This is a genomic window from Kitasatospora purpeofusca, assembly GCF_034043715.1.
In the GTDB taxonomy this organism is placed as follows: domain Bacteria; phylum Actinomycetota; class Actinomycetes; order Streptomycetales; family Streptomycetaceae; genus Kitasatospora; species Kitasatospora purpeofusca_A.
Genome location: NZ_JAXCLC010000031.1, coordinates 12,303 through 25,750, shown reverse-complemented (window position 1 = coordinate 25,750; position 13,448 = coordinate 12,303). Strand labels below are relative to the sequence as shown.

The following is a 13,448-nucleotide window of genomic DNA, read 5'->3' as shown; positions in this document are numbered from 1 at the left end:
CCGACCCACCAGACCCCCGGCCCACCGGCCACCGGCCCGCCGCCGCGCCCGGCGGCCCGTCCCCCGAGAGGAAGCCATGCCTGAGCAGGGCGGCTCCCGGCAGAACGTCACCTTCCCCAGCGGCGGCCACCAGGCCCACGGCTACCTGGCCCGTCCTCCCCAGGGCGTCGGCCCCGGCCTGGTGCTGGTCCAGGAGTGGTGGGGCCTCACCCCGTACCTGGCCGGCGTGGCGGACCGGTTCGCCGCCGAGGGCTTCACCGTCCTCGCGCCGGACCTCTTCGGCGGCGCGACCACCCACGACCGCGCCGAGGCGGCCCGGCTCGAGCGCGAGCTGCCGGTCGAGCGGGCGGTGCGGGACCTCGGCGGCGCGGTCGACCTGCTGCTCGGCCTGGACGGCGTGGTCGGCGACGCGGTCGGGGTGGCCGGCTTCTGCATGGGCGGCGGCTTCGCCCTGCTGCTGGCCGCCGCCGAGGGCGACCGGGTCGCGGCGGCCGTCCCGTTCTACGGCCTGCCGCCCGACCCGGACTTCGAGTACCGGGGCCTGACCGCCCATGTCCTCGGCCACTACGGGGAGCACGACCGGTCCCTCCCGATGGCCGCCGTCGACGAGGCCGCGACCAGGATCGGTGAGGCCACCGACATCCGCCCGGAGTTCCACTTCTACCCGGCCGGGCACGCCTTCATGAACGAGGAGAACCTGCTCGGCACCTACGACCCGCTCCAGGCGGCGATCGCCTGGAAGCGCACGTCGGCCTTCCTCTGGGGCCATCTGGGCTGAGCCCCCGAGGGCGCCCCGGCGTCGGTCCGTTTATCGGATGGACACCGACCACCCGCCCCGGCATAGTCGCGGAGTGCAGAGCCAACCCCCGCCCCCGCCCACCGGCCGCTTCGCCTGGGCGAGCCGCAACTTCCGGATCCAGACCGCCGCCACCGTGGTCAGCGGGCTCGGCAACGCCGGCGCCCCCATCGCCACCGCCTTCGCGATCCTCGACGGCGGCGGCTCGACCGCCGACGTCGGCTACGTCACCGCGGCCCGGCTGCTGCCCACCGTCCTGCTGCTGGTGATCGGCGGCGCCCTCGCCGACCGGCTGCCGCGCCACCATGTGATGGTCGGCGCCAACCTGTTCAGCGCCGTCTCCCAGGGCGCCCTCGCCCTCCTGGTCCTGACCGGAGAGCCGACGCTCTGGCAGCTGATGCTGTTCTCGGCCGGCGCCGGCGCCGGTTACGCCTTCTACTCCCCCGCCTCCGGCGGCATGATGCTGGAGAGCGTCACCCCCGAGCACGCCGCCCGGGCCTTCTCGGTCTACCGGATGGGCTTCAACGGCGCGCAGATCGGCGGCGCCGCGCTCGGCGGCGCGCTGACCGCGGCGGTCGGCGCCGGATGGGTGCTCGCCCTGGACGCCGCCTGCTTCCTGGCCGCCGCCGCGCTGCGCTTCCTGCTCGAACCGCAGGCGCCGAGCGCCCCGGCCGAGGGCGGCGGGATGCTCCGCGACCTGCGCGAGGGCTGGCACGAGTTCTCCTCCCGCCGCTGGCTCTGGGTCATCGTGCTCCAGTTCTCGGTGCTGGTCGCCTGCGTCGGCGCGGTCGAGGCGGTGTACGGGCCCGCCGTGGCGAAGGAGCGGCTCGGGGGCGCCCGCGACTGGGGCCTGGCGATGGCGGCCTACGGCGTCGGCCTGGTCGCCACCGGCGTGCTGATGGTCCGCTGGCAGCCGCGCCGGATCCTGCTGGTCGGCAACTGGGGCGTGTTCCTGTTCGGCGTGCCCGCGCTGGCCCTGGCGGTGTCCGCCCCGCTGCCGGTGCTCTGCGGGGCGATGTTCCTCTCCGGCGTCGGCGTGACCGTCTTCGGCGTCAACTGGATGATCGCGCTGCAGCAGGAGATCCCGGCCGAGGCGTTCTCCCGGGTCGCCGCCTACGACGAGCTCGGCTCGCTCTCACTGGCACCGCTCGGCACCGCCCTCGCCGGCCCGGCCGCCGACCTGCTCGGCCTGTCCGGCGCGCTCTGGACCTGCGCGGTGGTCTCGCTGGTGCTCAGCGCCGCCGTCCTGCTGGAACCGCAGGTCCGCCGGCTCTCCCGACGCCCCGCCGCGCCGCCCGCCGCCGCCCCGCCCGCCGACATCCTCCCGGAGCCCGCCCCGGCGCAGTGAGCCCGGATCGCGGCCTCACTCCCAGCGCCCCCGGTGCGCCCCCGTGTGCGCCCTCCGACGGGCAACCGCCGGGGGCCCCGGCTCGTCCGACCAGGTGACGACGCACGAGACCTGGGGGGCGCCCGATGCCGAAGCCACTGCTGTTCCTGGACGTCGACGGCGTGCTCAACCCGGTCTGCCCCCACCCCGGGGCCGGATTCGACGCCCACACCCTGCTCGGCTACACCGTGCTCTCTCGGACCGCCACGGCAGCTGGCTGCGCGAACTGGCCGGGACGTACGAACTCGTCTGGGCGACCACGTGGGAAGAACTCGCCAATGTCCACATCGCCCCGGCGATCGGCCTGCCCGAGCTGCCCTTCGTCCGCTTCACCGGCTACCTCCCGCAGCCCGGCGACCCGCGCGTCCCGCTGATGGAGCTGTTCTCCGCCCGCAAGTGGGCACCCCTGCTGCGCTACGCGGCGGGCCGCCCGTTCGCCTGGATCGACGACGTCATTCCGCCCCGTCTGGTCCGCGGCTCACTCTGGCGGCGTGACCGGGTGCTGCTGCCGATCGACCCCGGCGAGGGGCTCGAACGGCGCCACGTCGACCGACTGCTGGCCCGCCCGCCGCGCCCCGGCGCGATGTCCCGGGTCGAGTACCGGGCAGCCGACTGACGGTCGCGGCCCCGCGGTGCCCTCCCCGGTCAGCCGGTGCGCAGCCATCAGCCGGTGCGCAGCCCTCAGCCGGTGGGCAGCCAGCCGACGTGCCCGGCCAGCAGCGCGTACCCGACGAACGCCACCGTGTCGATCAGCGCGTGCGCCACCACCAGCGGCATCACCCGCCCCCACCGCCGGTAGAGCAGGCAGAACACCACACCCATCACGATGTTCCCGACCAGCCCGCCGACCCCCTGGTACAGGTGGTACGAACCGCGCAGCAGCGAGCTCGCCGCCAGCGCGGCCGGCCACGTCCAGCCCAGCTGCGTCACCCGGCGCAGCAGGTAGCCGAGGACGACGACCTCCTCCAGGATCGCGTTCTGCCAGGCCGAGAGGACCAGTACCGGGATCCGCCACCAGACGTCCGGCAGCCCGGACGGCGCGACCGTCAGGTTGTAGCCGGCCGCCTGCGAGCCCAGGTAGAGCACCAGTCCGGAACCGCCGATCGCCGCCGCCACGGCCGCGCCCCGGCCGAGGTCGCGCAGCTTCTGCCCGAGGTCGAAGCCCAGCACCCGCAGCGACACGTCCTCGCGGACCAGCAGGTACCCGACCAGCACGACCGGCATCAGCCCGCGGCCGATGTAGTAGAGCTGCCAGACCAGGTCGAGCCAGGGCCGGCCGGGCGCGCGCGAGCCGTTCAGGGTGGCCACCTGCCGGCCGAGTTCCAGGGTCTCGGTGAGCGAGCCCGTGAAACTGATCAGCGCGCCGACACCGCTCGCCCCGAGCGAGAGTCCGAGGACGGTCAGCAGTTCCACACCGAGCAGCCGCCGGGTCGGCTTCGCGGTCTCCGGTGCGGTCGGAACGGTGGTCACGGGGGTGCTCCAGCGCGGACGGCGGCGGGCGGACGGTGCTCCGGCCGCCGGCGGACGACGGCGGCGGACCGGAGCGGTCATCCTTCCACAGCCCGCCGCACGGCCCCCGGGAAGGAGCCCGGGAGGAGTCGGGAGGCGTCAGGGGCGGGCCCTAGCCGACCGGCCAGGTGTGCACCGGCTCGCCGCCGCGCATGTGCTCCATGTAGCGCCGGGTCATCGCCGCGAGCGCGCTCGGCCGGTCCGTCCCGTACTGATCGCGCAGCCGGTGGAAGGTCGCGCTCTGCCAGGCCGCGCCGTTGGTCCGGCGCAGACAGCGCTGCTCGATGATGCCGAGGTAGCGGTCCCGGTCGGCCGGCTCCACGCCCCACGCGTCGAGCCCCTGGTGGGCCATCGGCAGCAGCTCGTTGAGCACCAGGTCGACGGCGGAGATCGTGGTCGTCCCGCCGCCGCGCCCGGTCCGGCCGGACCGGGGCCACTGGAACACCGCGTCGATGCCGTACCGGGCGGCCTGCCGGAAGTTCTCGTCGGCCAGCTCGAACGGCAGCCTGGTCCAGATCGGCCGGGACTGCTCGGCCAGCACCCGCACCACGCCGTAGTAGAAGGCGGCGTTGGCGAGCGTGTCGGCCACGGTCGGCCCGGCGGGCAGCGCCCGGTTCTCCACCCGCAGGTGCGGGACGCCGCCGCTGACGTCGTACACGGGCCGGTTCCACCGGTAGATGGTGCCGTTGTGCAGCCGCATCTCGGCGAGCCGCGGCACTCCGCCGGAGGCCAGCACCTTCGCCGGGTCCTCGTCGTCGCAGATCGGCAGCAGCGCCGGGAAGTACCGCAGGTTCTCCTCGAACAGGTCGTAGGCCGAGTCCACCCAGCGTTCGCCGAACCAGGTGATCGGCCGCACGCCCTGGGCCTTGAGTTCCGCCGAACGGGTGTCGCAGGCCTGCTGGAACAGCACCGGCCGGGTCTCCCGCCACAGCTCCCGGCCGAACAGGAACGGCGAGTTCGCGCCCAGCGCGAGCTGCGGCCCGCAGATCGCCTGGGCGGCGTTCCACACCGAGGAGAACCGCTCCGGGGTCACCTGGAGGTGGAGTTGGAGCGAGGTCGCGGCGGCCTCGGCGACCATCGTGATCGAGTCCAGTTCGAGGTGCTCCACGCCCTCGATGTCCAGGGTGATGTCCTCGCCGCGGGCGGCCAGGATCTGGTCGCTGAGCAGGCTGTACCGCTGGTTGTGGGACATCGCGTCGAGCCCCGTGTGGTCGAGCTCCAGAGTCGGCAGGATGCCGACCATCACGATCCGTGCCCCGGCCTCCACGGCCCTCCGGTCGGCGTAGCGCAGGCCGGTGTCTATCTCCTCGCGCAGTTCCTCGAAGACGTGTCCGCCGAGCCGGTGCGGCGCGATGTTGACCTCGATGTTGAAGCGGCCGAGCTCGGTCTGGAAGTCGGCGGAGCCGATCGAGGTGAGCACCTGTGCGTTGTTCAGCACCGGAAGGCCCTGCTCGTCGGCCAGATTGAGCTCGATCTCCAGGCCCATCACGGCCTTCGGACGGTCGAAGCGGTCCTCGCGGAGCATCCGGCCGAGGGCCTCCAGGCAGGACTGGAGCTTGCGGCGGTACATCTGCCGGTCCGACAGTTCCGCGCGAGTCGCCACGACCTTCTCGCCCATGGTCCCCTCCTCCTGAGCCGGCCGGCCCTCGACCGTGCAAGCATCATGCCCACCCCGAAGATCGATACCCGAATGCTTCGAATGGCTTGCAATGCAAGGGAACTGACGCTGTTTCAGCTCAACTGCCGACTTGCCCGGCGCCACCGCCTGTGATAAACAGGTCACCCTGCGCACCTGTTCGAGTAGAATTCGCACTGCCCACGGCGCGGCCGGCCATCGCCGAGACCCGAGGACGGTCGCCGCGCCGGCACCGCGATCCTGCCCAACCGGACAAGGCCCAGGTTCCGTCACCGCCGACGCACCCGCCATGCCGGTATGCCGCACTCGCACGCCGATCTCGCACGGAGAGGCGACCTTGCCATGACTCTGCAGACCCCCCAGCCCCCGCCCAGTGCCCTGCGCGCGGTGCTCGCCGCGCTCGACTCGGAGACAGCGCTGCGCCAACCCGCCGCCGCCGCGCTGCGCCGTCCGACCGGGCCGCTCCTCCCCGCTCACCCGCTCGCCGTCCACGTCCTGGACGGCCCGCGGGCCGAACTCGCCGCCGCCCGCCGGACCGGATGGCGCTTCCTGATCAAGGACGGCACCGAGGTCGCCGCAGCGGCCGAGGTGGTGCAGGGGCCCGAGGGCCACGCCTTCTCGCACTTCACCGCCGGCCCCTACCTGGACTCGACCGTCAGAGCACTGCGCCAGGCGTGGCAGCTCGCCCAGTCCTCCCGGACCCGCTGCCAGCCGAGACTGCTGACCTTCCCCGGCCAGTACGCGACGGCGCTGTGGCTGCACAGTCCGGACGGCGGTCCCGGCGCCGATCTGCTGATCCCACTGGCTCCGGCACCGATGGGGGTCACCGCGCACCGCGCCCACCCGGCCGCCGAACTCCTGCCAGTCCTGGCCCGAGGTCCGATCGCCCGCTCGGCGATCACCCGCCCGGTGCTGCTCGGCACCCCCGCCGATCCGGCACGGCTCGCCTCCGGGGCGCTCTGACCCGTCGGCGGCCACCCGTCGCCGACCACCCGTCGCCGACCACCCTCACCGGTCACCCGTCCGGACCCACCCGTCCAGGCCATCCGGCATGGCCCGGACGGACCGCCCGACCCATGGCCCGTACGGCATCGATTCCGGCCACTCACCACCTGAACGGGTGATCTCTGGCCGGGGGTTGTGGCGCGTGTCACCAAATCGCTGCGCGCGGGTCCCGGGATGCCGACACTGGGAACCAGCGTGGAAGGACCTCCTGTCCTACCCACTGGAGCGCCGGTCCACACCTGGCCCGGCGCCGGACAGGATCCGACCGCCGCGGCGGCGCCCGACGGCCATCCGGCGGCACCGCATCACGGGGAGATCGCGGAGCGAAGCGAGGGTACGTATGTGCCAGCACCGTCCTGAGTGTCCGTCGGCCGAGTCCGAGGACCGCGAGGCCGCCGTCCCGGTGGCCTGTCACCCGGAACAGGGGTGGAGCCTGCTCTGCAACGGCGTCCTGCTCTTCGAGGACACCGGTGAGCTGCTGCCCGACGGCCGGGTGATCGCCCCGCGCCGCCCCGCCGCCAGCGCGGTCTGAGCCGCCGGGCCGACCCGGGGGGCGACGCACCGGCCGCACCCCGGCAGCACCAGCCGCACTCGCCGCAGCCACGGCCACAACCGAGCACCCCAAGGCACAACAGGGCAGGGCCCCGGCGGAAGCACCGCCGGGACCCTGTCACAGGCCGTTCCGTGCGCCGTCCACTCCGGACGGCGCGCCGGAATCAGACGCCGTAGTCGTCCATCGGCGGGCAGGAGCAGACCAGGTTGCGGTCGCCGTACGCGCCGTCGATCCGGCCGACCGGCGGCCAGTACTTGTCCGCCGGGTTCACGCCGGCCGGGAAGACCGCCTCCTGCCGCGAGTAGCCGTGCGCCCAGTCGCCGGCCAGGGTGGCGGCGGTGTGCGGGGCGTTGCGCAGCGGGTTGTCCTCGGCGGCCCACTCGCCCGAGCCGACCTTCTCGATCTCGGCCCGGATCTCGATCATCGCGTCGCAGAACCGGTCGATCTCGTGCAGGTCCTCGGACTCGGTCGGCTCGATCATCAGCGTGCCGGCGACCGGGAACGACATGGTCGGCGCGTGGAAGCCGTAGTCGATCAGGCGCTTGGCGATGTCGTCCACCGTCACGCCGGTCTCCTTGGAGAGCGGGCGCAGGTCGATGATGCACTCGTGCGCCACCAGGCCGCCGGGGCCGGTGTAGAGCACCGGGAAGTGCGGGGCCAGCCGCTTGGCGATGTAGTTGGCGCTCAGCACCGCGACCTGGGTGGCGCGCTTGAGGCCCTCGCCGCCCATCAGCCGGACGTAGGACCAGGAGATCGGCAGGATGCCCGCCGAGCCCCACGGGGCGGCCGAGATCGGGCCGACACCGGTGGCCGGGCCGGCCTCCGCCTGCAGCGGGTGGTTCGGCAGGTACGGCGCGAGGTGCGCGCGCACCCCGACCGGGCCGACGCCGGGGCCGCCGCCGCCGTGCGGGATGCAGAAGGTCTTGTGCAGGTTCAGGTGCGAGACGTCCGCACCGAACTTGCCCGGCTTGGCGAGGCCGACCAGGGCGTTGAGGTTGGCGCCGTCGACGTAGACCTGGCCGCCGGCCTCGTGCACCAGGCCGCAGATCTCGGTGATCTGGGTCTCGTACACGCCGTGGGTGGACGGGTAGGTGACCATCAGCACGGACAGGTTGTCGCGGTGCTGCTCGATCTTGGCCTTGAGGTCCTCGACGTCGACGTCACCGTCGACCAGGGTCTTGACCACGACCACCCGCATGCCGGCCATGACCGCGGAGGCGGCGTTGGTGCCGTGCGCGGAGGACGGGATGAGGCAGACGTCGCGCTGGGTGTCGCCGTTGGCGTGGTGGTAGGCGCGGACGGCCAGCAGTCCGGCCAGCTCGCCCTGGGAACCGGCGTTCGGCTGGATGGACACGGCGTCGTAGCCGGTCACCTCGACCAGCTGCTGCTCGAGGCCGCGGATCAGGGTGAGGAAGCCGGCGGCCTGGTCGACCGGCGCGAAGGGGTGCAGCTGACCGAACTCCGGCCAGGTCACCGACTCCATCTCGGTGGTCGCGTTGAGCTTCATGGTGCAGGAGCCCAGCGGGATCATGCCGCGGTCCAGCGCGTAGTCCCGGTCCGACAGGCGGCGCAGGTAGCGCAGCATGGCGGTCTCGGAGCGGTGGCTGTGGAAGACCGGGTGGGTCAGGTACTCGTCCTCGCGCAGCAGCCCGGCGGGCAGGGAGTCGGCGCTCTCCGCCACCTCGACGGCCTCGACGCCGAACGCGGCCCAGACGCCCGCCAGGTCCTCACGGGTGGTGGTCTCGTCGGTGGAGACCGAGATCCGGTCCTCGCCGTCCTGGAAGACGTTGATGCCGTTGGCGCGGGCGGCGGCGGCGATCGCGGCGGCGCGGCCCGGGACGACCGCGGTGACGGTGTCGAAGAACTCGCCGTGCAGCAGCTCGACCCCGCCGGCCCGCAGGCCCTCGGCCAGCGCGGCGGCGTAGCGGTGGGTGCGGCGGGCGATGTCGGCCAGGCCGTCGGGGCCGTGGTAGACGGCGTACATCGAGGCCATCACGGCCAGCAGCACCTGGGCGGTGCAGATGTTGCTGGTGGCCTTCTCGCGGCGGATGTGCTGCTCGCGGGTCTGCAGGGCCAGGCGGTAGGCGCGGTTGCCGTGGGTGTCGACGGAGACGCCGACCAGGCGGCCGGGCAGCGAGCGGGCGTAGTCGGCGCGCACGGCGAGGTAGCCGGCGTGCGGGCCGCCGAAGCCCATCGGCACGCCGAAGCGCTGCGAGGTGCCGCAGGCGATGTCGGCGCCGAGCGAGCCCGGGGACTTCAGCAGGGTGAGCGCGAGCAGGTCGGCGGCGACGGCGACGATCGCGCCGAGGCCGTGGGCCTGCTCGATCACCGGGGCGAGGTCGCGGACCGCGCCGGTGGCGCCCGGGTACTGGAGCAGCACGCCGAAGACGCCGCGCTCGGCGATCTCGGCCGGGATGCCCTCGGACAGGTCGGCGACGACCACCTCGACACCGGTCGGCACGGCGCGGGTGTTGATCACCGCGACGGTCTGCGGCAGGGTGTCGGCGTCGACCAGGAAGACACCGCCCTTGACCTTGGTGACACGGCGGGCCAGGGCCATCGCCTCGGCGGCCGCGGTGCCCTCGTCCAGCAGCGAGGAGCCGGAGGTGGGCAGGCCGGTCAGGTCGGCGACCAGGGTCTGGAAGTTGAGCAGCGCCTCCAGGCGGCCCTGCGAGATCTCCGGCTGGTACGGCGTGTAGGCGGTGTACCAGGCCGGGTTCTCCATGACGTTGCGGAGGATCACCGGCGGCGTGAAGGTGCCGTAGTAGCCCAGGCCGATCATCGGCCGGAGGACGGAGTTGCGGTCGGCCAGCTCGCGGAGCTCGGCCAGGACCTGAGCCTCGGAGCGGCCGGCGGGCAGGTCCAGCGCGGTGATCGAGCGGATCGCCTCGGGAACGGCGGCGGTGGCCAGCTCGTCCAGCGAGCCGTAGCCGATGTGGGCCAGCATCTTCTCCTGCGCAGCGGCGTCGGGGCCGATGTGGCGGTTCTCGAAGGGGCTGGCCTGTTCGAGCTCGGTGAGGGTCGCGGGGGTGGTGGGGCGTCCCGAGTTCGGCTGGGCGTTCATGGTGGTCGAGGCCTCCTGGTCACGGACCGGCGGGGGTGCGCACGCCGGGCTGCCTCGCCGCTGCGGACAACAGCGGAGGACCCGGTCGGACGAACCCGACAGGCCTCCCCCTCTGTCATCGGGACCTGAGAGCTTCGCCCGCGCGGAGCGCCGTGGGACGCCCCGCCGGCTTGCACCGTCGGTGAGGGTGGGGTCCGCCGGCTCCCTCGCCCGCGTTCCTGCCCTGCTTTCCAGAGTGACCTATCCCGCACGGTACGGATGCCTGAGAGATTCCGGGGAGGAGTTGCTCCTTCGGCGCCCCGACCAGCCGTTTCCACTGCCGGGGACTCTCCCGCGCGGGCTCGGCGGTCGCGCCCAGGGTACCAGCGGGAGGCCCGGCGATCACGGGTGCGTCCGGTCACTTCGCCGCCGGGGCCCGCTCGCCCGGCTTCCCCGGACGGCCCAGCGTCACGCCCGTCCGGACCCGCCCCGGTCGCGTGGGTCCGGTTCATGGCTTTTGGTGTGAAGTGGCGGACCGGACGGGCGGGCCGGCCGTCGTCCTGCGGGCGTGCCGCAGGATCACCGCACTGGAGGAAAGAGTGCAGACCGACATCGACCCCCGGGACCTCATCGGCCACAAGGCGGTCGACCGCAACGGGGACAAGATCGGCACCATCGACGAGGTGTATCTCGACGACGCCACCGGCCGGCCCGAGTGGGCGGCCGTGCGGACCGGCATCTTCGGCCGGGACGCCTTCGTCCCCCTGACCACGAGCGAGTTCTCCGGCGACGAGCTGCGGGTGCCGTACGACAAGTCCCTGGTGAAAGAGTCACCGGACTTCGGCGTCGGCCAGCACCTGTCGCCCGCCCAGGAGCTCCAGCTCTACCGCTACTACGGGCTGGACACCCCGGTGGACGGCAGGCCGTCCGCGGGCGACGGCTCGGGCTCGGAACCGGCCGACCTCGACTTCGGCACCACCGCCGGCCGGGGCACGGCGGTCGGCACGGCTGCGGTGGGCGCGGCCGCCGCCAACGGCACGGGCACCGCCAACGCCGCGAGCACCGGCAACGCCACGAGCACCGGCAACACCACGAGCATCGGCACCAGCACCGGCACCGGCACGACCAACGGCACGGGCACCGCGAATCCGGCCAAGCCGCTCGGCCTCCACCAGTCCCCCCCTCCCGTCCCGAGCCCGGCCGCCGACCTCGGCAAGCCGTCCGACCCCGCCCCGGAGGCCCCCGTGCGGACCCTCGCCACGCCCCTGCCCACCACCACGGCACCCGCCGCCGAGCCGCGCCCGCACGCCCCGGCGGCCCCGGCAGCCCCGCCGGCCGCCGCTCCCACCGCGGGCACCGCGCACCCCCGGGCCGACCCCGCCGCCTCCTCCCCCAGCGGCCCGGTGGAGATCACCTGCCGCGAGGAGCGCCTGGACATCTCCACCGAGTGGCATGTGCTGGGCACCGCCAAGCTGCGCAAGTACGTCACCAGCGAGCCGGTGGAGCGGCGGGTCGCGGTGGTCCGCGAGCGGGTCCGGGTCGAGCGGATTCCGGTCGGCGACGCGGAACGGGCCGCGCTCAGCGAGAAGGAGATCGCCGAGGCGGTGGAGGAGGTGACCCTTCGCGAGGAGCGCCCGGTGGTCCGCAAGTACCTGGCGCCGATCGAGCGGGTCCGCCTGGTGGTGGAGCGGTACACCGCCGAGGAGGTGGTCCGGGACGAGCTGCGGCGCGAGCACGTCGAGGTACACGACAACACGGCGGCCGCTTCGACCGCGGTGCCGTCCGCCGCCCAGGCGCCGGCCCGCCAGGCCGCCCACCCGGCGGTCGAGGACCAGGCCCGCCCGGCTCCGCTGCGGCCGCTCGCCTGACCCGCCCGGAACCGTTGGACCCCGGCCGATCATGGCCGGGGTCTTTCCTTTTTACCAAGGCTTAACCAATGAATATTTGACACACTGAAGTATCTCCCTGCATGGTTACTTCAGTTCATTCACTATATACGGGAGGAAGCAACCGTGAGTGAGGCACCACAGCCCACCACCGCGGCCGAGAAGCAGAGCAGCGCCCGGGTCCTGCCGGCCCTCATCCTGGCGATGCTGTCGTTCAGTGTGGTGCAGACCGCGGTCGTTCCGATCCTGCCCTCGCTCGCCAAGGAACTGAGCGTCTCCGGCTCCAGCATCACCTGGCTGATGACGGCCAATCTGCTGTCCGCCGCCGTGCTCACCCCGCTGCTCGGCCGCTTCGGCGACCTGCGCGGCCGCAAGCCGATGCTGCTGATCTCGCTCATCGGCCTGGTCGCGGGCTCCGCGCTCGCCGTCTCGACCCACTCCTTCACCTGGCTGGTCGTCGCCCGCGTCCTCCAGGGCGCCGGCGGTGGCGTGCTCCCGCTGGCCATCAGCATCGTCCGCGACGAGCTGCCCAAGCACAAGGTGACCGGCGGCGTCGCCGCCATCAGCGCCTCGATGGGCGTCGGCAGCGGCCTCGGCCTGGTGGCCACCGGCCTGCTGCTGGAGCACTGGAGCTACAAGTCGATCTTCTGGATGGGCCTGGCCTTCGGCCTGCTCGCGATCGCCCTGGTCGCCTTCCGGGTGCCCAGCGACCCGGTCACCGACAAGGAGGGCGGCGCCGACCCGCTCGGCGCCATCACCCTGGCCGGCTGGCTCTCCGCCCTGCTGGTCGCGGTCAGCCAGGGCAACCACTGGGGCTGGACCTCCACCAAGACGCTCGGCCTGTTCGCCGTCGCCGCCGTGGTCGCCCTCCTCTGGGGCGTCATCGAGGTCAAGGTCAAGCACCCGCTGGTCGACATGAAGATGATGTCCCGCCCGGCCGTCGCCTTCACCAACCTGGCCGGCCTGCTCATCGGCTTCGGCATGTACGGCTCGTTCATGGTGATCAGCAACTTCGCCCAGACCCCGGAGAAGTTCGCCCACTACGGCTTCACCGCCACCGTGCTGCACGCCGGTGTGATGCTGCTGCCCTCCGCGCTCGGCTCGATGGTCGCCGCCCCGCTCGGCGCGATGCTGATCGCCCGCCGCGGCCCGCGACTGCCGCTGGTCCTCGGTGGCGTCCTCGGCGCCGTCGCGATGGCCTACCTGGCCCTGCGGCACAGCCACGAGGGGGACATCTACCTGTCTTCGGCCATCTTCGGCCTCGGCATCGGCCTCGCCTTCTCGGCGATGCCCGCCTACATCAACGGCGCCGTCCCGGTCGAGCAGAGCGGCATCGCCAACGGCATGAACGCCGTGCTGCGCACCGTCGGCGGAGCGATCGGCACCGCCGTCATGGCCGCCATCCTCACCGGCGACACCATGAAGCTGCCGATCCCGATCGCGCTGCCCACCCTGGACGCCTACAAGCACGCGTTCTGGACCGCCGCCGTGGTGTGCATCGTGGCCGGCGCCGTCCCGTTCCTGATCCGCACCGTCAGGCCGACCACCCCGGTGGCCTCCGGCAACACGACGGCGGACCTCTCCTCCGGCCGCGAGCCGGTCAAGACCGACGCCTGACGAGGCGTCCCGCCCC

10 protein-coding genes and 1 riboswitch are annotated in these 13,448 nt (G+C 73.2%); of the genes, 7 read left to right on the top strand and 3 right to left on the bottom strand.

The window, feature by feature from the left end; all coding sequences use genetic code 11:
* Window positions 1-76: 76 nt before the first annotated feature.
* From SM793_RS17765 to SM793_RS17755, 3 genes are all read left to right on the top strand, one after another.
* Window positions 77-778: a dienelactone hydrolase family protein gene (locus SM793_RS17765; protein ID WP_320439165.1), complete on the top strand. Its 702-nt coding sequence runs from the start codon at window positions 77-79 to the stop codon at window positions 776-778.
* 73 nt (window positions 779-851) lie between these two features.
* Entirely contained in the window at window positions 852-2,144 is a 1,293-nt protein-coding gene (locus SM793_RS17760; protein ID WP_320439164.1) for an MFS transporter, read from the top strand.
* A gap of 94 nt (window positions 2,145-2,238) precedes the next feature.
* Complete coding sequence (locus SM793_RS17755) at window positions 2,239-2,799, top strand: HAD domain-containing protein (RefSeq protein ID WP_320439163.1); 561 nt, start codon at window positions 2,239-2,241, stop codon at window positions 2,797-2,799.
* A 65-nt stretch (window positions 2,800-2,864) separates the two neighbouring features.
* On the opposite strand, the gene SM793_RS17750 is transcribed toward SM793_RS17755, so the two are convergent.
* Window positions 2,865-3,653 carry a CPBP family intramembrane glutamic endopeptidase gene (locus SM793_RS17750; RefSeq protein ID WP_320439162.1) on the bottom strand — a complete coding sequence of 263 codons (789 nt, stop codon included), beginning with the start codon at window positions 3,651-3,653 and terminating at the stop codon, window positions 2,865-2,867.
* A gap of 151 nt (window positions 3,654-3,804) precedes the next feature.
* Window positions 3,805-5,310 (bottom strand): glutamate--cysteine ligase, encoded by a 1,506-nt coding sequence (locus tag SM793_RS17745; protein WP_320439161.1) that lies wholly within the window; start codon window positions 5,308-5,310, stop codon window positions 3,805-3,807.
* Between the two features lie 360 nt (window positions 5,311-5,670).
* Here SM793_RS17745 and SM793_RS17740 point away from each other — a divergent pair, with 360 nt between their 5' ends.
* On the top strand, window positions 5,671-6,291 hold the full coding sequence (locus SM793_RS17740; RefSeq protein ID WP_320439160.1) for a hypothetical protein: 621 nt from the start codon (window positions 5,671-5,673) through the stop codon (window positions 6,289-6,291).
* A gap of 382 nt (window positions 6,292-6,673) precedes the next feature.
* Window positions 6,674-6,865: a DUF5999 family protein gene (locus SM793_RS17735; RefSeq protein WP_266273201.1), complete on the top strand. Its 192-nt coding sequence runs from the start codon at window positions 6,674-6,676 to the stop codon at window positions 6,863-6,865.
* Window positions 6,866-7,049: 184 nt separating this feature from the next.
* Here the strand turns inward: SM793_RS17735 and gcvP are convergent, their stop codons facing one another.
* Window positions 7,050-9,950 (bottom strand): aminomethyl-transferring glycine dehydrogenase, encoded by a 2,901-nt coding sequence (gene gcvP / locus SM793_RS17730; protein ID WP_320439159.1) that lies wholly within the window; start codon window positions 9,948-9,950, stop codon window positions 7,050-7,052.
* A 240-nt stretch (window positions 9,951-10,190) separates the two neighbouring features.
* A riboswitch (glycine riboswitch) is annotated at window positions 10,191-10,294 on the bottom strand.
* Window positions 10,295-10,528: 234 nt separating this feature from the next.
* On the opposite strand from gcvP, the gene SM793_RS17725 reads away from it, so the two are divergent.
* Together SM793_RS17725 and SM793_RS17720 are read left to right on the top strand one after the other, a co-directional pair.
* Entirely contained in the window at window positions 10,529-11,797 is a 1,269-nt protein-coding gene (locus SM793_RS17725; RefSeq protein ID WP_320439158.1) for a PRC and DUF2382 domain-containing protein, read from the top strand.
* A gap of 144 nt (window positions 11,798-11,941) precedes the next feature.
* Window positions 11,942-13,432, top strand: a complete 1,491-nt coding sequence (locus SM793_RS17720; protein WP_320439157.1) for an MFS transporter — start codon at window positions 11,942-11,944, stop codon at window positions 13,430-13,432.
* The last annotated feature ends 16 nt before the right edge of the window (window positions 13,433-13,448 follow it).